Source organism: Cellulomonas sp. ATA003, assembly GCF_031582905.1.
Taxonomy (GTDB): domain Bacteria; phylum Actinomycetota; class Actinomycetes; order Actinomycetales; family Cellulomonadaceae; genus Pengzhenrongella.
Map to the genome: position 1 here is coordinate 631,761 of NZ_CP133990.1, position 23,180 is coordinate 654,940.

Consider the following 23,180-nt stretch of genomic DNA (forward strand, 5'->3'; position numbering starts at 1 on the left):
GGCGCTGCGGTGAGCGATCCGGGTGGGGTCGGTCCGGTGGATGAGTCGAGCGGGGCCGCACCCGTACGCCCGACGACGGACGGGAGGGGGCGGCACGTCGGCCGTGGTCGAGCACCGCCCCGCCCCCGTCAGTTCGACCCGGCAAGCACGGACGGCTCCGCGGGGCCGGACAGCCCGGGCAGCCCGGGCACGTGGGGAAGCGAAGCGAGCGACGGCAGCGCGTTGTCCCGGGCGACCTCCGCGTACCAGCGAGCACTCGCCTTGGGGGTGCGCTCGAGGGTGTCGTAGTCGACCCGCACGATGCCGAACCGCTTGTGGTAGCCCCACGCCCACTCGTAGTTGTCCATGAGGGACCACGCGAAGTAGCCGCGGACGTCGGCGCCCTCGTCGATCGCGGCGTGCACCGCGCGCAGGTGCAGGTCGAAGAAGCGCAGGCGCTCGTCGTCCTGCACGAAGCCCGTGGTGTCCGGGACGTCGTCGTAGGCGGCGCCGTTCTCCGTGACGTACAGCGCGACGCCGGCCGGGCCGGTGTAGTCGCGCTGCAGGCGCAGCAGCAACCGGGTGAGGCCCTCGGGCTGGACCTCCCAGTCCATCGACGTGACCGGCAGTCCGCGGGGGTGGTTGTGCACGCCGTCGGCCGCCGGGTACGGGCTGGACGTGGCCCGCGCGACCGGTGCGGCTCCCTGCCGCGCGCCCGGCGCGGGCTGCGAACCGACGACCTCGCCGTGGTAGTAGTTCACGCCGAGCGCGTCGATGGGGGCCGAGATGAGGGCGAGGTCCCCGTCGCGGACGTGATCCAGCAGCCCGTACGGGGCGACGTCCGCAAGGAGATCCTCGGGGTACTCCCCGCGGATGATCGGGTCGAGGAAGATCCGGTTGAACTGCGCGTCGATGCGTCGGGCGGCGTCGACGTCGGCCGGGTCCTGGGGGTCGGCGGGGTCGGCGACGGTGAAGTTGAGGGTGATGCCCAGGTCGAGGTCGGCATCGCGCGACCGCAGCGTCTCGACGGCCAGCCCGTGGGCGAGGAGCAGGTGGTGAGCCGCGGCCAGCCCGTCCTCGCGGCTCTGCCGCCCGGGGGCGTGGATCCCGCCGGTGTAGCCGAGGAACGCCGAGCACCACGGCTCGTTCAGCGTGGTCCACACGCCGACCCGGTCACCGAGGGCGTCGTGCATCGTGGCGGCGTACTCGGCGAAGTGGTAGGCGGTGTCGCGGTTGGCCCAGCCGCCGCGGTCCTCGAGGGCTTGGGGGAGGTCCCAGTGGTACAGCGTGAGCCACGGCGCGATGCCGGCCTCGAGCAGCTCGTCGACGAGCCGGGAGTAGAAGTCCAGCCCTGCGGCGTTGGGCGCGCCGCCGTCGGGGCGCACGCGGGCCCACGAGGTGGAGAACCGGTAGGAGCCGAGGTGGAGGCCCCGCATGAGCGCGACGTCGTCACGGAACCGATCGTAGTGGCCGCACGCGACCTCGCCGTCGTGGGCGTCGAGGACGGCGCCCGGCACGCGGGCGAAGGTGTCCCAGATGGAGTCGGTCCGACCGTCGCGGTGAGCCGCGCCCTCGACCTGGTAGGCCGCGGTCGCCGCGCCCCACAGGAAGCCGGGCGGGAAGGTCAGCGGGCCCGGGTCGAGCCGGACGCCGGGGCCGACCAGGAGGTCCGGCGTGGTCGCCGTGGTGGTGATCATCCCTTGACCGCTCCTTGCATGATTCCGGTCACGAGCTGCTTGCCCGCGACGATGAAGACGAGGATCAGCGGGATCGTCGAGGCGACGACGCCGGCCATGATCAACGAGTAGTCCTGGAAGTACGAGGCCTGCAGCAGCTGCAGCGCCACGGGGAGCGTCGGGTTGCTGGGGCCCAGGACGATGAAGGGCCAGAAGAAGTTGGTCCAGGACCCGACGAAGGTGAACAGCGCGAGCATCGCCGCGGCGGGCCGCGCGGCCGGCATGGCCACGTGCCAGAACGTGCGGATCATCGAGCAGCCGTCGACGCGGGCCGCCTCGATGAGTTCGTACGGCAGCGCCGACTCGAGGTACTGCGTCATCCAGAACACCCCGAACGCGGTGACCATCCCCGGGATGATCACGGCCGCGAGCTTGCCGGTGAGGTTCAGCTCGGACATCACGATGAACAGCGGGACGATGCCGAGCTGGGTCGGGACGGCCATGGTCGCGATGACGAAGACGAGCAGCGGGCCGCGACCGCGGAACCGCAGCTTGGCGAACGAGAACCCGGCGAGGGTGGAGAACACCACGACCGACAGCGCGGTCACCACCGAGACGATGACGCTGTTGATCAGCGCCGGCCAGAACCGGATGTCCGAGTTGATGACCCGGCCGATGTTGGTGAAGAAGTTGCCCTCGGGCAGCAGCGCGGGGATCGGGTTCTGCGCGATCGTCACGGCGTCCGACGACGCCAGCAGGATCGCGTAGTAGATGGGGTAGGCGCCGATGGCGAGCACCAGGCCGAGGAGGCCGTAGGTGACCCACCCCGGACGGCGGTTGGCTCCGCCGTCCAGACCGCGCTTGCGGGCGGCGGCGCGCGCGGCGCCCGCCCCGGCGGTCTGGGCGATCATGGGGACCGAGGTGGTCATCGCTTGCCTCCTGACGTGACCGGCTTGGGCGCCGAGGACGCCGACGAGATCCGGCGGGTGATGGCGAAGTTGATGAGTCCGATGACCACGATGATGAGGAACAGGATCCAGGCGACCGCGGCCGCCTTGCCGAAGCTCTTCTGCGAGCCCCACCCGAGCTCGTACAGGTACATGGTCACGGTCATCCACTGGCGGTCGGAGCCGCCCTGGCCGAGCTGGTCGAACATGCGCGGCTCGTCGAAGATCTGCAGGCCGCCGATGGTCGCGGTGATGACGATGAAGATGATCGTCGGGCGCAGCATCGGCACCGTGATGGAGAAGAACTGGCGCACGCGGCCCGCGCCGTCGAGCACCGCGGCCTCGTACAGGTCGCGCGGGATCGCCTGCATCGCGGCCAGGAAGATGAGCGCGTTGTAGCCGGTCCAGCGGAAGTTGACCATCGAGGAGATGGCGACGTGGCTGGCCAGGACGTCGGCGTGCCAGCGGATCGCGTCGATCCCCAGACCGCCGAGCACCGCGTTGATCAGGCCGGACTCGTCGGCGAAGAGCTTTGAGAAGATGAGGGAGACGGCGACGGGCGCCACCACGTAGGGGAGCAGCACGCCCATCCGCCAGAACGTCCGGGCCCGCAGGTTCGCGTCCAGGACCGCGGCGATGACGATCGCGGCGAGCACCTGCGGCACGGAGGACAGCAGGAAGATGCTGAACGTGTTGCGCAGCGCCGTCATGAACCGCGGCTGCTGGACGACGTCGGCGAAGTTGGCCATGCCGACGAAGTCGCCCTGGCCACCGATGAGGTTCCAGTCGTGGACCGACACGTACGCGGTGTACGCGAGCGGGAACAGGCCCGTGACCGCGAACAGCACGAAGAACGGTGAGATGTAGAGGTAGGGCGAGAGCTTGACGTCCCAACGGCCCGCACGCTGGCTGAAGCCGAGACGGCGTGGCTCACGGGGCGCCGGCGCGGCCCGGCTGGGCTTCGGCGGTGCGAGGACGGACATGGGTCTCCTGGGGACGGGGCGAGCGACGGTGGTCGGCCGGCTGGCGCGCACGGCGGTGCGGCCACGGGTCGCGGCCGGCGGGCCCGGTCGGACCGGGCGGATGGGCCGGACCGGGTGGGCGCCTGGCCCACCCGGTCCGGCCGTCGCTCACTCCAGGCCGAGGGCCGCGAAGTCGTCCAGGGCCTTCTGCCACGACGACGCGGCGTCGTCGGTCTTGGCGACGTCCACGCGGTCGATCGCGTCGGAGACGGTGCTGTGGATCGCGAAGTAGTTCGCACCCTTGAACGGCGAGGCGGTGATGGCCTCGGCGCGGTTGGCGAGGATCTGACCGGTCGGGGCGTCGTTGAAGAACGGGTCGGTCGTGCCCAGCAGGTCCTCGCTGTCGAGCGCGTCGACCTGGCTCGGGAACGTGCCCTTGGCCTGGAACGCCTTGATCTGCTGCTCCGGAGCCGTCAGCCACGCGGCCAGGGCCTTGGCCTCCTCCGGGTGCTCGGTCTGCGTGGGCACGGTGAGGTACGAGCCGCCCCAGTTGCCGCCGCCGCCGGGGAAGACGTCAGCGACGTCCCAGCCGGTCACGCCCGCCGAGTTGCCCTCGATGATGCCGAGCATCCACCCCGGGCAGAGCTGCGTGGCGAACGCGTTGCTCTGGAAGCCGGCCTTCCAGTCGGGCTCCCACTGCTTGAGGTTGGCGGACAGGCCGTCGTCGACCGAGGCCGACAGGACCTGCTCGTAGATGTCCTTGACGTCGGCGTGGTCGATGCCGATGACCGTGCCGTCGTCCTCCTCGTAGGGGTTCTCGACCTGGTTGATCATGCCCTGGTAGGTCGCGCCGGCCGAGTCGAACCAGGCGGCGTCGGAGTTCGCGACGAACTCGCGGCCGACTTCGAAGTAGCGGTCCCAGTCACCCTCGAGCAGGGCGGCGACCTCGTCGCGGTCGGTGGGCAGGCCGGCTGCCTCGAACAGGTCGCGCCGGTAGCAGACGCCCTCCGGGCCGGCGTCCGTGCCGTAGCCGAAGAGCTGCCCGTCCTCGCTCGTGGCCGCCTCGACCTTCCAGTCGAACCAGCGGCCGTCGAGCTCGGGGTCGGCCAGGTCGTGGAACATGTCGGGGTACTGCATGAACTCGGTCAGCCAGTCCACCTCCACACCCTCGATGTCGGACAGGCCGGAGCCGGCGGCCAGGCGGGTCGTGAGGTTCGCGCGGGCCTCGTCGGAGGTGGCCGCCCGCTTGTGCTCGACCGTGATGTTCGGGTTGAGCTCCTCGTACTCGGTGAGCAGCTCCTCGTAGCCCCACTCGTTGAAGGTCGCGATGGTCAGCGTGATGTTCTCGTCGCTGCTCGTGCTGCCGCTGCCGCCGCTGCTGCCCGCGTCCGTGCTCGTGTCGCCCGCGGCGGCGCCGCCGCATCCGGTGGTCAGGAGGGCGATGCCGGAGACCCCGGCCATGAGCGCCCACGTCTTGTTCGTGCTCTTGCGCACTGTGACTCCCTTGTCGTCGTGGGCGGCGTCCTCGCCGTGCCCGGTGCTGTGTCGAGACCGTGCTGTGTCGAGACCGCAGAGGGCGCCCGACCGGGTCGCTGGACCCGAGCAGGAAGCGCTCCCACCATGATGTGCGGGAGCGGTTCCATGCCGTGATGCGATGGTGGCGGGGCGCATGTCGACGTGTCAACCATCACACCGGGTGGTAGCGGTCCCATCGGGCGTCACTGCAGGTCAGCGCCTCGGGCAGCCGGGAGTGTTACCTGATCGTTATCGTGGAGCGACGTGTTCGGCGCGCGCGGAGGCTGGGGTCGAGCGGGTGGACGAGCCCGGGTCAGTGCGTCGCGAGCCAGCGCGCGCCGGCGTCCTGCTCCGCCTCGAGCGCCGACCGGACGGCACCCGCCGCGGCGTTCTCGACCGCCGACGCGAACAGCGGGATCGACGCCTTGAGGTCACCGTCGTACGTCAGGGTGGTGTGCCCGGCGCCGTCCGGCTCCAGGGACACGGTGCCGGTCAGCCGCACCGGCACACCGCTGATCTCGACGACGACGGTCCCCGGTCGCGGGGCACCGGACTCGGGTGCCTCCCAGGCCTCGACCTGGCGCACCTCGAGGGTCGAGCCGACGAACGAGCGGGCCTGCGCGGGGATCTGGTCGGTCGGCACCGAGCGTCGGGTGGTGACGGTGAAGGCGCCGTCGGCCCGCCCGGTGACGTCGGCCTGCTCGACCGTGGCGCCGCTGGCCTCGACCCGGGTCCGCGCGTAGGTCGGGTCGGCGAGCATCGCGGCGACGGCGGACGGCTCGGCGGCGTAGCGCAGCTGCACTCGGACGTGCACGGTGGACCTCCCCTCGGGCGCGGCCGGAGCCGGCGCCGGCATCTCTCCGGTCGCCCGAGGCTATCGTCCGCAGCCCGCGTGCGCCCCCGTGGGGGCGGTCGGCGAGCGGCGGGACGCACCGCGCCTAGGCTGGCGCGTGTGTCCACGCTGAGCGACCTCGTCACCCGCCACGCCGACCTGGCGCCCGCCGACGTCGAGTGGCTGCACCTGCTCGTGGGGGACTGGCAGGTCGTCTCCGACCTCGCCTTCGCCGACCTCGTGCTGTGGCTGCCGACCCGGGCGGGTGACTTCGTCGCGATCGCGCAGTGCCGACCCAGCACGGGCGCGACCGTGCACTACGACGACATCGTCGGGTCGAGCGCACCCGAGGGGCAGCGCCCGCAGCTCCAGGCCGCGCTGACCGAGCTGCGGCCGCAGCGCTCGCGCGAGCCGCGCTGGTTCGGCTCCTACGCCGTCCGCGAGGAGGCCATGCCGGTCGTCCGGCAGGGGCGCGCGATCGCGGTCGTCGCGCGCCAGACCAACCTCGGGGAGCGCGCACGCCGAGCCGGCTGGAGCTCAACTACATCGAGGCCGCCGACGACCTCATGGGCATGGTCGGTCGCGGCGAGTTCCCGCTCGCGAACTCCGCGACCGGCTCCCGGCGCGGTGCGCCGCGCGTGGGTGACGGCCTCATCCGCCTTAACTCCGAGGGCGAGGTCCTCTACGCGAGCCCGAACGCGCTCAGCTGCTTCCACCGCTTCGGGGTCATGGGCAGTCTGGTGGGACGGTCCCTCATCGAGGTCACCACGGACCTCGTCGAGCACCAGTCCCCGGTGGACGAGTCGATGCCGCTGGTGGTGATGGGTCGCGCGCCGTGGCGCACGGACCTGGAGGCGCACGGGGTGTGCCTGTCGCTGCGGGCGGTCCCGCTGACCGAGAACGGCCAGCGGATCGGCGCCGTCCTGCTGTGCCGCGACGTGTCCGAGCTGCGGCGCCGGGAGCGCGAGCTCATCACGAAGGACGCGACCATCCGGGAGATCCACCACCGGGTCAAGAACAACCTGCAGACGGTCGCGGCGCTGCTGCGGCTCCAGGCCCGCCGGATGACGTCGCCTGAGGCGAAGGACGCGCTCGAGGAGGCGATGCGCCGCGTGGCGACCATCGCGCTCGTGCACGAGACCCTCTCGCAGACCCTCGACGAGGCGGTGCCGTTCGACGACCTCATGGGGCGCAGCCTGCGGCTGACCGCCGACGTCGCCTCGGCGGGCGGGCACGTCCGCACCCGCAGCGCGGGCACGTTCGGGCTGGTGCCCGCGGAGGACGCGACGGCCCTGGCGCTCGTGCTCACCGAGCTCGTCACGAACGCCGTGGAGCACGGGCTGTCGAGCACCGACGGGGGGACCGTGGAGATCACCGCGACGCGCGAGGGTCAGTCGCTGTGCGTCGTGGTGGCCGACGACGGCGTGGGGCTCACGCCCGGGAGGGTGCGGGCACCGGGCTCGGCACGCAGATCGTGTCGACCCTGGTGAAGAACGAGCTGGGGGTCGATCGAGTGGCTGCCGCGCGACGGCGGCGGGACGCAGGTCGTCGTCGACGTGCGGCTGCGCACCCCGCAGACATGACGAAGGCCCGGACGACGGCGTCGTCCGGGCCTCCGAGGGTTCAGCTCGCGCGGCGCTGACGGGCCGTGCGGCGCTTGAGCGCGCGGCGCTCGTCCTCGGACAGCCCACCCCAGACGCCGGCGTCCTGCCCGGACTCCAGTGCCCACTTCAGGCACGTGTCGACGACGGGGCAACGACGGCAGACGGCCTTCGCGTCGTCGATCTGCAGCAGGGCGGGTCCGGTGTTCCCGATCGGGAAGAACAGCTCCGGGTCTTCGTCCAGGCATGCAGCGCGGTGGCGCCAATCCATGACAGCTCCTAGGCACACGTCGAGCCCGTCCCGGGGCAGGGACTGGCGGCTCGGTTTGAGGGAATGAACAAACTCTGAATAGGTTCACATCTGCCCGGCCGACGCACAAGGGGTGACGCCCAGGTTTCCGGCCGGTGAAGCCTGAGGCCTTGATCACACCGGTGACCTGTGGTTCTGCAGCGTGCGGCCACTCCTGCCCCGCGCGTACCGTCGGCTTGTGACTTCCTCAGGCCGCCCCCGCCCGACGGGCCCGCCGGCGCGTGGCGCTGTCCGGCCCGACAAGCGCCGCGAGACGACGGCGGCTCGCGGTCGGGGCGCGCGCCCGACGCCGGTCACAGCCGATGACAGCCCCCGGTCACGCCGCCCGGCCACGGTCGTCGTGGTGGGCACGCTCGTCCTGCTCGAGGCGGGCCTGCTGATCGGGCTCGCCGGCGCGTGGGTCGTCGACCTCGTGCGCGGCGCGAGCCAGCTGCCGGGCGCGACGGTCTTCCTCGCGCTGTTCGCGGCCGGCGTCGCGGCGGTGCTCGTGGCCGCGGTGCGCGGGCTGTGGTCCGGGCGGCGGTGGGCGCGGTCCCCGATCATGACGTGGCAGGTCCTCCTCGTCGTCATGTCCGTCGGCTGGCTCGGGGCCGATCCCGCCGCGTGGGTGGTCGCCGTCCTCGTCGTCGCACTCGTGGTGGCGGTCGGTCTGCTGCTGCGCCCGGTGGTGGAGTGGACGGCGGTTCAGTAGGCGACCTGCAGCGGCACGACGTCGCGTCCGCGGACGACGGCGCCCGAGCCCGGGACGTGCCGTCGCGCCGGGTCCGTGACCCACGACAGGTCGACGCCGAACGCCTCGCCGCTGCCCGGCTCACCCGGGTCGAGGACCACGCCGCAGCGGCCGGCCCGCAGCGTCGCGACGAGTCCCCGGAAGGCGACGGTGGCGGCGCCGGTCGTGACGGAGGCGACGACGGCGACCCGGGGGGCGGTGTCGTCGTCGGGCCCGGGGTTCGTGAGGTCGGCCAGGCGCTGTGAGCCACCGGGCGTGAGCTGCTCGAGGAGGTCGAGGTCGTCGACGACGACGACGGGGCGACCCGGCGCGGTGACGTCGGCCTCGTCCGGACGCAGCGCGTCGTCGAGGGCACGGTCGAGCGCGGTGCGGCTGTGCCCGCACGTCCGCGTGGGTGCGCGGAGGTCACCGAGGCGACGGACCGGTCCGTCGCGCGCGACGAGCACCACCCGACGGCCGTCGTCGAGCAGGCGCCGGGCGACCTCGGCGAGCACGGTGGAGCGCCCCGTCCCCGGCGGGCCGACCACGAGCGCTCCCCGGCCGACCGGGAGCCGGACGACCCCGGCGTCGTCGCCACCGAGCCCGACGGGCACGTCGTCGCCGGCCGTCCCGGGCGCGCCGCCGCCCTGGGCCGCCGCGTCGCCGATCGCGCGGTCGAGGCCCGCCGACGTGACGGCGGCCGGTACGGCCGCGAGGCGGGTCGGCGGCCGGGCCGCGTCCGTCGCGACGCGTGGCACGCGGCGTCTCGCGGGCGGTGCGCCCGGGAGGGCGACCTGGCACAGCGCGGCGCCGCTCCCGTCGGCGGTGTGGGTCCCGTGGGCCGGGGCCCCGGGCGGTGCGTCCGGGTGCGCGCCACCGGGGAGCCACACCCCGCGCCCGGGACCACGGCGCCCGCCGGACAGCGCCGCCGGGACGCCGGCCACCGCATCGGCGACCGCATCGCCGACCGCGAGCACCAGGCGGTCGGTGAACCGGCCGGCGAGCCCCTGCGGCACGCCGGGGCCGGCGGTCACCGCGACGGACACGCCGTGGCGTCGACCGTCGCGCAGGAGGTCGAGCAGGAGGCCCGCCCCGCGTCCCCGGGCGACCGCGCCGAGCGCAGCGAGCGCCGCCTCGACGCCGTCGACCAGGAGCAGCCGTGGTGGTCCGCCGGTGGTGGTCGTGAGGCGCTGGAGCAGGCGGGTGAGCCGCAGCGGGTCGTCGACCCCGACCGTCGTCCCGGCGCCGGGATGGCCCGGCCGGACGTCGAGGACCTCGGCACCCGACGTGACCACGTGGACGTGCCACCCCCGGTCGAGCGCGGCCGCCGCCAGGATCCGCAGCACGCCGGTACGTCCCGACGCGGCGGTCCCGAGCATGACCAGCGGACCGTGCGCCGGCCGCCAGGTGACGACCGCGCGGCGCTGCTCGGCGGGCAGGTCCGCGAGGGCGAAGGGAAGGCCGTCGACCGCCGGGGCGGTGACCTCCGTGAGCGCCTCGGCCGTGAGGTGGTCCGGCAACGGCGGGAGCCATGGCGGCTGCGGGCGCGGCAGGCCCTGCCGCTGCGCCGCCGCACACGCGGCAGCGACCCACCGGGCCGCCGTGCCCTCACCGGCCGGCGCGTCGCGCGTCGGGCTCGCCGCCGCAGGGGCCGCGGCCGGGCCCACCGCGAGGGTGACCCCGGCCGGCACCCGCCGGACCCCGACCGTGCGGGGGCGCGCGGCCGTGCCGGCGTGCGCGACCTGGACCACCTCGGGGGCGGCGGAGCCCCGCCGGACGAGTGCGCGGCCGACGAGCCGGTGCGGGATGGTCGCGGCGTCGGGGACGTCGAGGACGTCGACCGACTCGGCGGCGTCCATGACGCGCAGGGCGATCCGGACCCCGAGGTTGGCGCGCAGGTCGGGGCCGACCGCACCGCCCGGTCGCTGCGTGGCCAGCAGCAGGTGGACCCCGAGCGACCGGCCCTGCGCGGCGACCCGCAGCAGCCCCGGGACGAAGCCCGGCAGGTCGTCGACCAGCGCGCGGAACTCGTCCACCACGACCAGCAGACGGGGCGGGGCGGCGCCCGGTGCCCGGGTGCGCAGCGTGACCAGGTCGGGGACGCAGTGCTCCGCGAGCAGCCGCTCGCGCCGGCGCAGCTCGGCGCGCAGACCGGTCAGCGCCCGGGACGCACTCGCCGGGTCGAGGTCGGTGACCTGCCCGACGACGTGCGGCAGGCCGGCGCACGCCCCCAGCCCCGCTCCGCCCTTGTAGTCGACGAGCAGCACCGCGAGGTCGGCGGGGAGTGCGTCAGCGCCAGGGCCAGGACCCAGGTCTGCAGGAGCTCGCTCTTGCCGGCGCCCGTGGTGCCGGCGACCAGCCCGTGCGGACCGTCCCGGACGAGGTCGACCTCGACCTCGGCGCCGCCGGGACCGGCGCCGAGCGTGGCGCGCAGGCCCGTGCCGGAGCCCCAACGACGCAGGACGGCGTCGGGGTCGGGGGCCGGGATGCCCGGCAGGTCGGCGAGCGCCACCACCTCCGGGACGGCGCCGCCGCCCGCCCCGGACGCCGCACGACCGGCCCGGTGGTGCAGGGCGGTGAGCAGTCTCGCCTGACGCTCCGCCCACGCCGGCGACACGCCGCGCAGCGGGACCCCGGCCGCCGGGCGGGACGCGTGCGACACGACCACGGTCGGGGCGTCGTCCGGCACGTGCAGGACCGTCGTGCACCACGCCGGCACCCGGCCCGGGTCGGACTCCACGACGAGGACGGCGTCGCCCGACGACGCCGCCCGGGCGGCAGCCTCGGCCCGTCCGCCGCCACCGCGGGACCGGTCCGGAGGACCGCGCAGGCCGTCGACGACGAGCAGCCCGCGCGGCCGGTCCGGCGTCGGGGCTCCCCGGGACGGTGGACCGGGCTCTTCGGGGTCGACCCACCGGCACCACGACCACGCGTCCGGGTCGCCCGCGGCGGGCAGCACCTGCAGGCGGAGGACGTCCGGCGCCCGGGGGTGGTGGGCCGCGAGCTCGTCGCAGACCAGCAGCCGGGCCACCCCGAGCGCCGCCCCGCGCGGACCGACGACGGCGACGCCCCCGTCCGCCGCCAGGACGCCCAGGTGCCCGCTCCGGAGCCGAGGAGCGCCCCGACTTGGGTGACCCGTGCGCCCCTCGACCACCGGACCCCGCGCCGCCTCGTCGACCGCGCGCACCGCCCACGTGCGCAGGTCGGCCGGGTTGGGCAGCACGACGTCGCCAGGACCGCGGTGCCCGCGCCGACCGGTGCCGGGCCGTCGCGCGCGCCACCGGTCGGCTCGTCCGCTCGACCGGGCGGCCGTGCTGGTCAGGAGCGCGGTCAGCGGACCGACCACCGCGAGGCCGAGCAGCATCGGGTTGCCGGTCGCCGCGGCCAGGACGAGCGCGCCCGCGGCGGGGGCGACCAGGGTGGGCACCGCACCGGCGCCCAGCGCGGGCGCTCGCTGCGGTCGCGCTCCGCCGGTGCCCGGGTCGTCGGCGCCGGCCCCGGCCCCGAACCCGAACCCGGCGCCGGGTGGTACGGCTCCCCGGGCGTCCCGGCCGCCGGCTCCGGTCACGGCACCCGGGGATGCGGCCGCCCGGACCTCGATGGTCGTCCGGCCGAGCACGAGACGGTCGCCGTCCCGCAGCCTGCGTGCCCGTCCGCCGGGGCGCCGCCCGAGCCGCGCGCCACCTCGAGCACCGACCCGGTCCCGCGTCACCGCCCATCGATTCCGCAGCAACCGGGCCCGACCACGGCGCACCAGCACGGTGCCGTTGCGCGACCCGAGCTCGGTGACCACCGGGCCCCGCGCGACGTCCACCCGGACCTGCTCGGCGGACACGGCCGGGTCGGCCAGCGCGAGCCGGGCGGGACCTCGGCCCCGGCGAGCGACCGCACCGGTCCGGCCGATGACGACCGGACCGTCGAGGGCGACGAGCGCACCGGCGTCCGGGCCCGCGACGACCGCGAGGTGCCACCCGGAGCGCAGCGCCGCACGGTCCGGGTCGCGCGTACCGGGACCGACCCGCAGCACGCACCCCGCGACGAGCGGGGGCTGCCCCGTGAGCTGGTCGTCGCCCAGCACGACGTCGTCGACGGCGAGCGGCAGGGGCGACCGTCCGGCGACCGCGGCGAGCTCGCGCCGCCCGGTCGCCGGTGCGAGGTGCGGGCGCAGAGCCGCGAGCGGGACGTCGTCGGGCACCTCGAGGTCGACATCGGGCACGCCGGGGTGACCGGCGACGGTGATCCGCATGGCCCGACGCTCGCCGCCGTCGTGGCCCGGACGCGCCGATGGGCCCGTGGGGTGGGGATCGCTCCCCGCTCCACAGGCCCACCGGTCGGACGCTCGGTCGCGACCCGCTCAGTCGACGGCGAGTGCCGCCACGGGGAGGTGCGGGCCGCGGACCGGCCCGGCAGCACCGAGGCGATGAGCCCGGCGGCGACCGAGACGCCCAGCACGAGGAGGAGCTGACCCCACGGCACGTCCAGGCGCACGTCGCCGATCACCCCGAGCACGGTCACCGCCCCGGCCCAGCCGTAGGCGACCCCGAGCACGATGCCCAGCACGGCACCCACGCCGGCGATCAGCGTGCCCTCGAGGGCGAGGGTCCCGCGCAGCTGCCGCTTGGACAGCCCGATGACCCGCAGCGTCGCCGACTCCCGGCGGCGCTCCAGGACGGACAGCGAGAGCGTGTTGGCCACCCCGATGAGGGCGATGACCACGGCCACCGCGAGCAGGCCGACCACGACGGCGAGCAGGGTGTCGATGATCGTCGCGTACATGGCGCGCTCCACGGCCGCGCCGGTCACCATCACCGGGGAGTCGACCAGCGCGTCCTGGATCGCCGGGACGACCGTCGCCGGGTCGGCCGAGTCCGCGAGACGGGCCCATGCGGTCACCGACCGCTCGGTGGCGCCCACCGCGTCGGCGGTGGCGGGGGTGACGATCAGGCCGCCGCTCAGCGTGGTCACCACGACCGTGCGCTGGACGCCGGTGCCCACCGTGGACTCCAGCCCCGTGTCGGGGTCGGTGCGCGTGGCGACGAGCGTGACGGTGTCGCCGTCGACGACGCCTGCCGTCTCGGCCGCCCACGGGGCCATGACGACCGTGGAGTCGGCGAGCCCGGCCGCCATCTGGGGGGTGCGGCTGAGCGTGTCGACCTGGGTCGGCTCCAGGATCCGGGCCCCGAGCGTGGTCGCGTCCTGCGCGCCACCCTCCGGCCCGACGAGCAGCACGGCCTCCTCGACCAGAGAGCCGGTCTCGACCCCGTCGACGCCGGTCACCGTGCGCAGGACGGACTCGGTCACGGGCGGCGTCCCGGCGTCGGTGCGGTCCGAGAGCCCGCCGACCATGACGTCGACCGGGAACTCGGCGTTCAGCTCGTCGTTCAGCGTGACGCGGGCGCTCGCGGCGCCGGTGCTCATCATGGTCACGAGCGTGACGCCGATGAGCAGCGCGGTGCTCGTGGCGGCGGTGCGCCGCGGGTTGCGGACCGTGTTGGCCGCGGCGAGCCGGGCGGCCGGACCGGTGCGCCCGAACGCGCGGCCGGTCAGGGCGACCACCCGCGGCAGCCAGAACACCGACCCGACGACGACCCCGACGAAGGACATCGCTCCGCCGAGCACGCCGAGCGCCAGGGCGATGAGCGGGTCGGTGACCCGGCCCAGGACGACCGCCGCGGCCAGCAGGCCGAACCCGCCGAGCGTGGCGAGCGTCGACAGCACGAGCCGGGGTCGGTTGCGTCGATGGGTGACGGTCGGGGCGTCCGCCGGTCGCAGCGCGGCGAGCGGGGCGACGCGGGTCGCGGCGCGGGCCGGGGCGAACGAGGCGAGCAGGGTGACGAGCGTGCCGACCACGAGCGGCACGAGCACGACCGCCGGGGTGAGGGACACGACCGCCGGCAGGGGGACGTCGAGCTCCATGCGACCCAGGACGGTGAGTGCGACCTGACCGACGCCGGTCCCGAGCAGCAGCCCGGCCAGCGACGAGGCGAGCCCGAGCAGGGTCGCCTCGAGGAGCACGGAGCGGCGCAGCTGGGCGGCGTTCGCCCCGACGCAGCGCAGCAGCGCCAGGGTGCGGGTGCGCTGGGCGATGAGCACCTGGAAGGTGTTGGCGATGACGAGCGCCGCCACGAGCAGGGCGACGGCGGCGAAGCCGAGGACCACCGTGGTGAGGACGTTGGAGCCGTCGGTCAGGGAGGCCGCCATGGCCTGCGCCTGCTCGTCCTTGGTCCGCACGGTCGAGTCGGGCGCCACGCCGGCGAGCGCGCTGCGGGTCGCCTCGACGTCCGCACCCTCGGCGAGCACGACGACGACGGCGTCGTAGAGGACCTCGCCGTCGATCATGTCGTCCTGCGCCCACTGCGCGAGCTCGGCGTCGGAGAGGACCGCGGCGCCGCCGGACTGCGCGAACGCACCGGCCGGGTCGCTGCTCAGGCCGACGACCGCGAGCTCCTCGGGTCGCTCGACCCAGCGGGCCGACGACTCCTCGGTGGCCGCGTCGCCCGCGGCGACGTCGCCGGAGGGCTCCTCGCCGGCGTCGGCGGGCGTCGCGGTGACCCACTCGCCGCGGTACGCGGTGAGCGTGTCACCCACCGTGACCTCGAGCCGCTCGGCGAGCGGACCCGGGAGTGCGATCTCGCCGGTGCGCTCCGGCGGCCGGCCGTCGGTGACCGTCTGCGCATCGAGGCGCGGGTCGGCGGCGACCGCGGTGACCGGGGTGACCACGGTCCGTGAGCCGTTGCCCAGCTCGACGTAGAAGCTGAGCTGCCCTTGGGCGGCCGCGACGCCGTCGGTGTCCCGGACGGCGTCGAGCACGTCCGGGGTGAGCGTGTCCCGCCCGGTGACGACGAGGTCGGAGTCGGCGTAGGACGCGGCGAGCGCGTCATAGCTCGTGCGGGTGATGACGGCGCCGGCGATGAGGGTCGCGGCGACGAAGGCGGTGCCGATCGCGATCGCGATGCCGGCGGCGGCGAGGCGGCCGATGCTGCGCCGCATCTGGGCGAGGGTGAGCCGCAGCATCAGCGGGTCACCCGACCCGTGCCGTCGGCCGGTGCCACGGGCGCGTCGAGCGCCCGCAGCGCGTCGAGCCCGGCCAGCACGGACTCGGGGGTGGGGTCCACGATGTCGCCCGCGATCCGGCCGTCGGCCAGCAGGACGACGCGATCGGCGTAGGCGGCCGCGGCGGGGTCGTGCGTGACCATGATGATCGTGCGGCCGAGCTCGCGGACGGACTGGCGCAGGAAGCTGAGCACCTCGGCCCCGGAGCGCGAGTCAAGGTTCCCGGTGGGCTCGTCGGCGAAGACGACCTCGGGCCGGGCGATGAGGGCACGGGCGATGGCGACGCGCTGCTGCTGGCCGCCGGAGAGCTCGGCGGGCCGGTGGGTCAGCCGCTGGCTGAGACCAAGCGTGGTGACCAGGGTGTCGAACCAGGCGCGGACACCGCCGTCGACCTTGGTCCCGGCGAGCTCGAGCGGCAGCAGGATGTTCTGCTCCGCGGTGAACATCGGCAGCAGGTTGAACGACTGGAACACGAAGCCGATCCGGTCGCGGCGCAGGCGGGTGAGCTCGGAGTCGCCCAGCCGCGTCGTCTCGGTCGAGCCGAGGAACGCGCTGCCGGACGTCGCGCTGTCCAGCCCGGCCAGCAGGTGCATGAGCGTGGACTTGCCGGACCCGGACGGGCCCATGATCGCGGTGAAGGCTCCGGCCGCGAAGTCGACGTCGACGGCGTCCAGCGCGTGCACGGCCGAGCCGCCGGCGCCGTACACCTTGCTCAGCGAGCGGGCCCGGACGGCGGGCTCGGCGGCCGAGCCGGAGCCGGACGTGCTGCGTCCGTCGGTCGTTCGGTCGAGGGGTACGTACACGGTGGTGTCCACGAGGATGCTCCTGCAGGTCGGGGTCGGGCGACGACGACGACGCTACGGACGGGCCACCCCGGGGCGGATCGGGCTGGGGGCGGGTCGTGGTGTCATCCCCGGGGGACACCACGCCCCCGGGGGTCAGCCCGACGGTCAGCCGCCGGGCTGCACCAGCCCGGTCTCGTACGCCGTGACCACGGCCTGCACGCGGTCGCGTGCCCCGAGCTTGGCCAGGATCCGTCCGACGTGCGTCTTGACGGTCGCCTCGGCGACGAACAGGTCCTGCCCGATCTCGGTGTTCGACCGGCCCCGCGCCATGAGCACGAGCACCTCGCGCTCGCGGTCGGTGAGCTCGGCGAGCGCCGCCCGCGCGGTCGCGCCGGCGCCGTCGTCGTGGGCCTCGTCCGGCAGCACGGTGACGAGGTGCTCGAGCAGGCGGCGCGTGCTCGACGGCGCGATGACCGCGTCGCCGGCGTGGACGGTCCGGATGGCCGCGAGCATGTCCTCAGGCTGGGCGTCCTTGAGCAGGAAGCCGCTCGCACCGGCGCGGATCGCGGCGAGCACGTACTCGTCGAGGTCGAAGGTGGTGAGCACGATGACCCGCGGCCCGCCCGCGCCGGCGCCGGCGGTCAGCTGCGCGGTCGCCGCGAGCCCGTCCATCCGCGGCATCCGGACGTCCATGAGGACGACGTCGACGTCCGCGCCCGGCGCGGTGAGCATCCGCAGCGCCTCCTGGCCGTCCCCGGCCTCCATGACGACCTCGAGGTCGGGCTGGGAGTCGATGACCATCCGGAAGCCGGCGCGCACGAGCCCCTGGTCGTCGACGAGGGCGATCCGGACCGGTCCGGGGGCGCGGGCGGCGTCGGGCTCGGTCGGGTACGGCGTGGTCACGGCGGGCTCCTGCGGGTCGGGGATCGCCGCCATGGTGGCAGACGCCGTCCGGCCGGCCCCGGTTCGGCCGGCGACCCGGCGACCCGGCGACCCGGCGATCACCCGGTCGGCGACCCGGCGACGGGCTCGGCCGGGGGCGAGGCCGGCGGCAGGGCCGCCGGCAGCGGCAGCCTGGCGCGCACGCGGAACCCGCCGCCGGGGCGCGGGCCGGCGGTGACGGTCCCGCCGAACATCGCCGCCCGCTCGTGCATGCCGGTCAGGCCGTGCCCGGCGCCGTCGCTCACGGCGGCCGCGCCCCGGCCGTCGTCGGTCACCTCGAGCACGAGCGCCGACGGCGACCACTGCACCAGCACCGTCACCGACGGGTCCGGCCCGGCGTGCTTGAGGACGTTGGTCAGCGACTCCTGGCAGATCCGGTACGCGGTGAGCCCGGCGCCGGGCGGCAGGGTCCGGGGGTCCCCATCCGGACGAGCGACACGGTCATCCCGCTGTCCCGCATGGTCTCCACGAGGCGCTCGACGTCCTGGTCGGCGGGCTGCGGCACGAGCACGGCCGCGCCCCCGTCGTCGGCGTCGCCGTCGTCGTCGGTGCGCAGGACGCCGAGCAGCCGCCGCATGTCCGCGAGCGCCGCGCGCCCGGTCTCCGCGATGGTCCCCAGCGCGCGACCGGCGGCGTCGGGGTCGGCCTGGGCGGCGTACCGCCCGCCGTCCGCCTGCGCGACGACGACCGAAAGCGAGTGGGCGACGATGTCGTGCATCTCCCGGGCGATCCGGGCCCGCTCGGCGGCGGTCGCGATCCGCGCCTGCTGGTCCCGCTCGACCTCGAGCCGCTCGGCGCGGTCCCGCCAGGCCAGCAGCGTCTCCCGGCGCGCACGTTTGGCCAGCCCCGAGGCCCAGACCGCGACGACGGTGACGCCGGCGAACATGGCGATCCCGGCCGCCGCGACGATGTCGTAGTACCCGGTGAGGCCGGAGATCACGGCAGCCAGCACGAGCGCTCCCAGCAGCCCCCGGCCGCCGCCACGCGGTGTGCCCAGCGGGGCCCGTACACCGTGACGGAGTACAGCGCGACCAGCACGGCGAGGTCGGTGGGGAACAGGAACGGGTACCCCAGGACGGTGTGCAGGAGCCCGACCGTGTAGACCGCGACGGCGGACGCGAGGGTCGGGACCGGCGCCAGGCCAGCGGCACGACCGTGGCGATCGCCCAGATCGCGCCCCAGGGGCCGGGCCGGAGGGCGAACGTGTCGTGCCCGGCCGCGGAGACGGCCAGCAGTCCGAGCACGGCGGTGCCGGCGGTGTCGAGCAGCAGGGGGTGGTCGTCACGCCACGTGTTCGTCCGCTCCCACCAGCCCATGGGCGCCAGCCTAGGCAGGCCGCCGGACACCGTTCGTCGGCCCGCGGGGGACCGGCACGGCGCCGGGTCCGTCCCCGGGGGACGCTCGTACGGTGGGATGATCACACCGCAGGTCGCCCCCGCGTGGCTGGCCCGTGACCTAGCATGGCGGAATGACGCAGGTACTGCTGGCCGAGGACGACCCCGCGATTGCCGAGCCTTTGGCGCGCGCGCTGTCCCGTGAAGGCTATGACGTGATCGTGCAAGGGACCGGTCAAGGCGCCGTCGACCATGCCGCGACCGCGGACCTCGTGGTGCTCGACCTGGGCCTGCCGGACATGGACGGGCTCGACGTCGCCCGCGCGATCCGCAACCAGGGCCTGACCACCCCGGTGCTCGTGCTCACCGCACGCGCCGACGAGGTCGACCTGGTCGTCGGGCTCGACGCCGGCGCCGACGACTACGTGACCAAGCCGTTCCGGCTCGCCGAGCTGCTCGCCCGGGTCCGCGCGCTGCTGCGGCGCACCCACGAGGAGCCGGTCGACGAGGACGAGCTGCACGCGCAGGACGTCCGGGTCGACGTCGCCGCGCACCGTGCGTTCCAGTCGGACCGCGAGCTGCACCTGACCGCCAAGGAGTTCGACCTCCTGCGGGTGCTCGTCGCCGCCGCCGGGACGGTCGTGGCCCGCGAGACGCTCATGCGCGAGGTGTGGGGGACCGACCCGACCGGGTCGACGAAGACCCTGGACATGCATGTGTCCTGGCTGCGTCGCAAGCTCGGGGACGACGCCAACGCCCCCCGCTACGTGACGACGGTCCGGGGGATGGGCTTCCGGTTCGAGACCGGCGACCACGCGGCAGCCTGACCCGTGCGCCGCCGCGTCCTGCAGGCGACCATCGCGGCGGTGACCGTCGCCGTCGTGCTGCTCGGGTTCCCGCTCGCCTTCTTCGGTGCCCAGTTCGCCCGGGACAACGAGCTGCGCAACCTGCAGACCCGCGCCGACCAGCTCGCGTCGGCGATCGACTTCCGCGCCACGCGGGAGCCGCCCATCGAGGTCACCACCACGACCCTCGAGGGGTACGTCGGCGGCACCAACGGGCCGGCGGCCGCGGTCACCGTGCTGCTGCCGGACGGCACCCAGCTGCGCGCCGGTGAGCCGGTCGAGGGCCGCACGCTGTCCGCCCTGGCGACCGCGGAGTCCGGCGCGACCGTCGTCCTGGTGATCTCGTGGTGGGACGTCTTCTTCCTCAGCGCCCGGGTGGTCGCGGCCGTGGTGGCCGCGGCGGTGGTCGCGTTCGGCGCGGGCATCATCATGGCGATGTGGCAGGCGAACCGGCTGGCCGCACCGCTGGTGTACCTCGCCGCGTCCGCCGAGCAGCTGGGCTCGGGGCAGGTGCGCCCGCAGGTGGAGGCGTCCGGCGTCGAGGAGATCGACCTCGTCGCCGCCGAGCTCGCGCGCAGCGCCGACCGGATGGCGGGCCGGCTCGCGGCGGAGCGGCAGTTCGCCGCGGACGCCTCCCACCAGCTCCGCACCCCGCTCACCGCCCTGTCGATGCGGCTCGAGGAGATCATGCTCGCGACCGAGAAGTCCGAGGTCCGCGAGGAGGCCCGCATCTCCCTGGAGCAGGTCGAGCGGCTGGTCACCGTGGTCGACGACCTGCTCCAGCGCTCGCGGCGGGCCCAGGGCGGCACGACCGAGGCGCTGCGGCTGCTCGAGGTGGTGCACCAGCAGGAGGAGGAGTGGGCGCCCACGTTCGCCCAGGCGGGGCGCCGGCTGCGGATCGAGGTCTCCCCGGCCGCGCAGGTGCTCGCGACCCCGGGGGCGCTCGCCCAGGTGCTGGCCACCCTGCTGGAGAACTCGTTGCGGCACGGCGGCGGCACCACGACCGTGCGGTCGCGCACGAGCGGGCCGAGCGGCGCCGTCGTCGTCGAGGTCGCCGACGAGGGGCCCGGCGTGCCGGACGAGCTGGCCCCGCGGATCTTCGAGCGCGGGGCGACGTCAGGGGCGGGGACCGGCCTGGGCCTCGCGCTCGCCCGGGACCTCGTCGCGGCCGACGGCGGGCGGCTCGAGCTCGCCCAGCGCCGCCCGGCGGTCTTCGCGGTGTTCCTCGCCGGGGTGCCGCGGTCCCTGTCGCCCGACGTCGTCCTGCCCAAGGGGTCGCTCATCTCCGTGCGGCGCATGCGCCGCGGCGTCCGCTAGGTCCGCCGGCGGCCCGGTGAACACGAGCCGCCGGTAGAGCACGTAGCGGAACGCGGTCCCCAGCACGAGGCCGACGCCGTTCGCGGCGATGTTGTCGGCGAGCGGTGAGCGCAGCCCGAGCACGTAGTGGGAGAACGCCAGGCAGCCGACGCCGATGAGCAGCCCACCGACGTTGACCACGGCGAACGCCACCAGCTCGCGACCGCGGGTCGGGGTGCGGCGGTGGGCGAACGTCCAGTACCGGTTGCCGAGCCACGCGACGACGGTGGCGACCGTGACCGAGACCGCCTTCGCGGTCAACGGCTTCTCCCCGAGCAGCTCGCCCGGGCCGAAGCGCAGGAGGTTGAACACCCCGAGGTCGACGACGTACGCGATCGCGCCCACGGACCCGAACCGGCCGAGCTCGGCGACCCGGGCGGCCCGCCGGGCGCGGGCGGCGACGGACCCGAGCGACCGGCGCCCGGGTCGGGCAGCGGGTCGCGCGGCCGGGCGGGCAGCCGGGCCGGCAGCAGGGCTGGCCCGGCGGGGCGCGGGGGACGGGCGGGGACCCGTCGGGGCGACGGCACGCCCGCGAGCGTAACCGGGCGACCGCCGACGCTAGGCTCACCCCTGTGGCAGCACCCGTGGTGGCAGTGGTCGGTGGTGGGCAGCTCGCCCGCATGATGGCGCCCGCGGCGACCGCGCTCGGCGTGCACCTGCGGGTCCTGGTGGAGAGCCCGACGTCGTCGGCGGCGCAGGTCGTCCCCGACGCGCCGGTCGGTGCCGCGTCCGACGACGACGCGATCCGCGCGCTGGTCACGACCGCTCCCGCCGCCGACGTCCTGACCTTCGAGCACGAGCACGTGCCGAACGCGCTGCTCGAGGAGCTCGTCGCCGACGGCCACCCGGTGCACCCCGGTGCGCGGGCCCTCGTGCACGCCCAGGACAAGATCGTCATGCGGCACCGGCTGACCGCGCTGGACGTCCCGTGCCCGCGGTGGGCCGAGCTGCCCGACGCCGCCGCGCTCGAGTCGTTCCTCGCCGACGTCGGCGGGACGGCCGTCGTGAAGACCGCGCGCGGCGGCTACGACGGCAAGGGCGTGCGGGTGGTGCGGTCCGCCGCCGACGTCGCCGACTGGTTCGCCGCCCACGCCGACGGCGGCGTCCCGCTGCTGGCCGAGGAGCGGGTGCCGTTCACCCGCGAGCTCGCGGTCCTGGTGGCCCGACGGCCGTCCGGTGAGGTGCGCGCGTGGCCGGTCGTGGAGTCGGTGCAGGCCGACGGCGTGTGCAGCGAGGTCGTCGCCCCTGCCCCCGGCCTGGACCCCCGGCTCGCCCGGGACGCGACCGCGCTCGCCGTCCGGGTCGCCGAGGGGCTCGGGGTCACCGGGGTGCTCGCGGTCGAGATGTTCGAGGTCGTCGGTCCGGACGGCAGGGCCGCCGTGCTGGTCAACGAGCTCGCGATGCGCCCGCACAACTCGGGGCACTGGACGATCGACGGCTCGGTCACCGGCCAGTTCGAGCAGCACCTGCGTGCCGTGCTCGACCTGCCGCTCGGCGAGACCCGGGCGCGCGAGCCGTGGTCGGTGATGGCCAACGTGCTGGGCAGCGCGCACGCCGACCTCGCCGACGCGCTCGCCGCCGTCACCGCGCTCGACCCGGGCGCCAAGGTGCACCTGTACGGCAAAGACGTGCGCCCGGGGCGCAAGCTCGGCCACGTCACGGTGACCGGGGACGACCTCGCCGACGTCCGCGCCCGCGCCGTCGCGGCAGCCGCGGTGCTGCGCGGCGAGGCGCCGGCGCCCACCACGCACGACACGCACGACACGCACGACACGCACGACACGCACGACACGCACGACACGCACGACACCGAGGGGAACGCATGAGCACGGACGCGCACGGCCAGCCCGCACCGCAGGTCGGCATCGTCATGGGATCGGACTCCGACTGGCCGGTCATGCAGGCCGCCGCCGACGTCCTGGCCGAGTTCGGCGTGCCGGTCGAGGTCGACGTCGTCTCCGCGCACCGCATGCCCGAGGCGATGATCGCCTACGGCCGCGAGGCCGCCGACCGCGGGCTGCGCGTCGTCGTCGCCGGGGCCGGGGGCGCGGCGCACCTGCCCGGGATGCTCGCGGCGGTGACCCCGCTGCCGGTCATCGGCGTGCCGGTCCCACTGAAGCACCTCGACGGCATGGACTCGCTGCTGTCCATCGTCCAGATGCCCGCCGGCGTGCCGGTGGCCACGGTGTCGATCGGCGGTGCCCGCAACGCGGGGCTGCTCGCCGTGCGGGTCCTCGCGGCCGGCGCCGGTGCGGAGGCCGCGCGGCTGCGCGCGGCCATGGTGACCTTCCAGGACGACCTGCGCGCGCAGGCGACCGCGAAGGGGAGCGGCTG

At 75.2% G+C, this 23,180-nt stretch carries 15 protein-coding genes and 4 pseudogenes; 6 read left to right on the plus strand and 13 right to left on the minus strand.

The genetic code is table 11. The features are described from left to right. Window positions 1-128: 128 nt before the first annotated feature. The 5 genes from REH70_RS03240 to REH70_RS03260 form a co-directional block, all read right to left on the minus strand. A complete protein-coding gene (locus REH70_RS03240; RefSeq protein ID WP_310752209.1) occupies window positions 129-1,676 on the minus strand; it encodes a GH1 family beta-glucosidase in 1,548 nt (515 codons plus the stop codon). After that, the gene (locus REH70_RS03245) at window positions 1,673-2,584 is read right to left on the minus strand and encodes a carbohydrate ABC transporter permease (protein WP_310752211.1); all 912 of its coding nucleotides are present in this window, start codon (window positions 2,582-2,584) and stop codon (window positions 1,673-1,675) included. The genes REH70_RS03240 and REH70_RS03245 overlap by 4 nt, the downstream gene beginning before the upstream one ends. Further along, complete coding sequence (locus REH70_RS03250; RefSeq protein WP_310752213.1) at window positions 2,581-3,585, minus strand: sugar ABC transporter permease; 1,005 nt, start codon at window positions 3,583-3,585, stop codon at window positions 2,581-2,583. Before REH70_RS03250 ends, REH70_RS03245 begins: the two co-directional genes overlap by 4 nt. A gap of 147 nt (window positions 3,586-3,732) precedes the next feature. Then, window positions 3,733-5,058 carry an ABC transporter substrate-binding protein gene (locus REH70_RS03255; RefSeq protein ID WP_310752215.1) on the minus strand — a complete coding sequence of 442 codons (1,326 nt, stop codon included), beginning with the start codon at window positions 5,056-5,058 and terminating at the stop codon, window positions 3,733-3,735. A gap of 334 nt (window positions 5,059-5,392) precedes the next feature. After that, complete coding sequence (locus REH70_RS03260; RefSeq protein ID WP_310752217.1) at window positions 5,393-5,893, minus strand: DUF2505 domain-containing protein; 501 nt, start codon at window positions 5,891-5,893, stop codon at window positions 5,393-5,395. 138 nt (window positions 5,894-6,031) lie between these two features. Between REH70_RS03260 and REH70_RS03265 the strand changes: the two are divergent. Beyond that, window positions 6,032-7,494, plus strand: a pseudogene (locus REH70_RS03265) (sensor histidine kinase). 40 nt (window positions 7,495-7,534) lie between these two features. Here the strand turns inward: REH70_RS03265 and REH70_RS03270 are convergent. Then, window positions 7,535-7,783, minus strand: coding sequence for a WhiB family transcriptional regulator (locus REH70_RS03270; protein ID WP_146906877.1), 249 nt, complete (start codon window positions 7,781-7,783; stop codon window positions 7,535-7,537). A 382-nt stretch (window positions 7,784-8,165) separates the two neighbouring features. Here REH70_RS03270 and REH70_RS03275 point away from each other — a divergent pair, with 382 nt between their 5' ends. Next, the gene (locus REH70_RS03275; RefSeq protein ID WP_310752220.1) at window positions 8,166-8,513 is read left to right on the plus strand and encodes a hypothetical protein; all 348 of its coding nucleotides are present in this window, start codon (window positions 8,166-8,168) and stop codon (window positions 8,511-8,513) included. Here the strand turns inward: REH70_RS03275 and REH70_RS03280 are convergent. The 6 genes and pseudogenes from REH70_RS03280 to REH70_RS03310 all read right to left on the minus strand — a co-directional run bounded on the left by REH70_RS03280 (window position 8,507) and on the right by REH70_RS03310 (window position 18,263). Further along, window positions 8,507-11,895: pseudogene (locus REH70_RS03280) on the minus strand (FtsK/SpoIIIE domain-containing protein). The gene REH70_RS03275 and the pseudogene REH70_RS03280 sit on opposite strands and share 7 nt — an antisense overlap. Window positions 11,896-12,239: 344 nt before the next feature. Continuing rightward, window positions 12,240-15,545 carry an FtsX-like permease family protein gene (locus REH70_RS03290; protein WP_310752224.1) on the minus strand — a complete coding sequence of 1,102 codons (3,306 nt, stop codon included), beginning with the start codon at window positions 15,543-15,545 and terminating at the stop codon, window positions 12,240-12,242. After that, entirely contained in the window at window positions 15,545-16,399 is an 855-nt protein-coding gene (locus REH70_RS03295) for an ABC transporter ATP-binding protein (RefSeq protein WP_310752226.1), read from the minus strand. Before REH70_RS03295 ends, REH70_RS03290 begins: the two co-directional genes overlap by 1 nt. A 135-nt stretch (window positions 16,400-16,534) precedes the next feature. Beyond that, window positions 16,535-17,272: a response regulator transcription factor gene (locus REH70_RS03300; RefSeq protein ID WP_310752228.1), complete on the minus strand. Its 738-nt coding sequence runs from the start codon at window positions 17,270-17,272 to the stop codon at window positions 16,535-16,537. A gap of 98 nt (window positions 17,273-17,370) precedes the next feature. Continuing rightward, window positions 17,371-17,718 (minus strand): sensor histidine kinase, encoded by a 348-nt coding sequence (locus REH70_RS03305; protein WP_396134719.1) that lies wholly within the window; start codon window positions 17,716-17,718, stop codon window positions 17,371-17,373. Continuing rightward, complete coding sequence (locus REH70_RS03310) at window positions 17,667-18,263, minus strand: histidine kinase dimerization/phosphoacceptor domain-containing protein (protein ID WP_310752232.1); 597 nt, start codon at window positions 18,261-18,263, stop codon at window positions 17,667-17,669. Before REH70_RS03310 ends, REH70_RS03305 begins: the two co-directional genes overlap by 52 nt. A 516-nt stretch (window positions 18,264-18,779) precedes the next feature. On the opposite strand from REH70_RS03310, the gene REH70_RS03315 reads away from it, so the two are divergent. Beyond that, window positions 18,780-19,472 (plus strand): response regulator transcription factor, encoded by a 693-nt coding sequence (locus REH70_RS03315; protein ID WP_310752234.1) that lies wholly within the window; start codon window positions 18,780-18,782, stop codon window positions 19,470-19,472. Window positions 19,473-19,475: 3 nt separating this feature from the next. Further along, window positions 19,476-20,807 carry an ATP-binding protein gene (locus REH70_RS03320; RefSeq protein ID WP_310752236.1) on the plus strand — a complete coding sequence of 444 codons (1,332 nt, stop codon included), beginning with the start codon at window positions 19,476-19,478 and terminating at the stop codon, window positions 20,805-20,807. 30 nt (window positions 20,808-20,837) lie between these two features. On the opposite strand, the pseudogene REH70_RS03325 reads toward REH70_RS03320, so the two are convergent. Then, window positions 20,838-21,191, minus strand: a pseudogene (locus REH70_RS03325) (GtrA family protein); the annotation flags it as partial. A 227-nt stretch (window positions 21,192-21,418) separates the two neighbouring features. Between REH70_RS03325 and REH70_RS03330 the strand changes: the two are divergent. Both REH70_RS03330 and purE read left to right on the plus strand, forming a co-directional pair. After that, window positions 21,419-22,672 (plus strand): 5-(carboxyamino)imidazole ribonucleotide synthase, encoded by a 1,254-nt coding sequence (locus REH70_RS03330; RefSeq protein WP_396134666.1) that lies wholly within the window; start codon window positions 21,419-21,421, stop codon window positions 22,670-22,672. After that, window positions 22,669-23,172, plus strand: a pseudogene (purE, locus tag REH70_RS03335) (5-(carboxyamino)imidazole ribonucleotide mutase); the annotation flags it as partial. The gene REH70_RS03330 and the pseudogene purE, both read left to right, overlap by 4 nt. Between the last annotated feature and the right edge of the window lie 8 nt (window positions 23,173-23,180).